Origin of the sequence: Pseudomonas sp. SWRI50, from assembly GCF_014269095.1 — a bacterium.
Classification (GTDB): domain Bacteria; phylum Pseudomonadota; class Gammaproteobacteria; order Pseudomonadales; family Pseudomonadaceae; genus Aquipseudomonas; species Aquipseudomonas kermanshahensis.
In genome coordinates this window covers 1-430 of the sequence record NZ_JABWRW010000077.1, presented here as the reverse complement: position 1 = coordinate 430, position 430 = coordinate 1, and the positions used below count along the sequence as shown (strand labels likewise).

Annotated in this window: 1 protein-coding gene; it reads left to right on the top strand. The window is 58.8% G+C overall.

From position 1 onward, the window contains the following. Window positions 1-430: immunoglobulin-like domain-containing protein (locus HU750_RS27025; RefSeq protein WP_346010864.1), on the top strand; the 430-nt coding region annotated here is incomplete at both ends.

The window sequence follows — 430 nt, the reverse complement described above, 5'->3', positions numbered from 1 at the left end:
GACCAACAAAGATGGCTTGCCGATCGACAAGCACTCGGCGCTGACCTTCACCCTGAGCGATGGCACCACCGTCATTACTGTGCCGGCCAACAGCACCACCGGTTTCACCACGGTGACTGCCCCGGACAACGTCTACGTCGGTACCAATGACGCGGTGATCAAGTCGATCGCCACCGTCGATGGCGCCGATGTTGGCAAGTTCGAGAACCTGGTTCTGGACAAGACCCCGGTCAGCACTGCTGTCACTGACGAACCAGGTACGCCGGGCAACGAAGGCGACTTGGTCAAAGTCACCATCACGGCTGATCAGGTTTCGGTCGCCGAGAACGTCAAACCGACCTTCACCGTCCACATCAACACCGCTTTGGCCCACGACCTGGTCGTAACCCTGAGCAACAACGCCACCGTTACTATCAAGGCTGGCGAAACC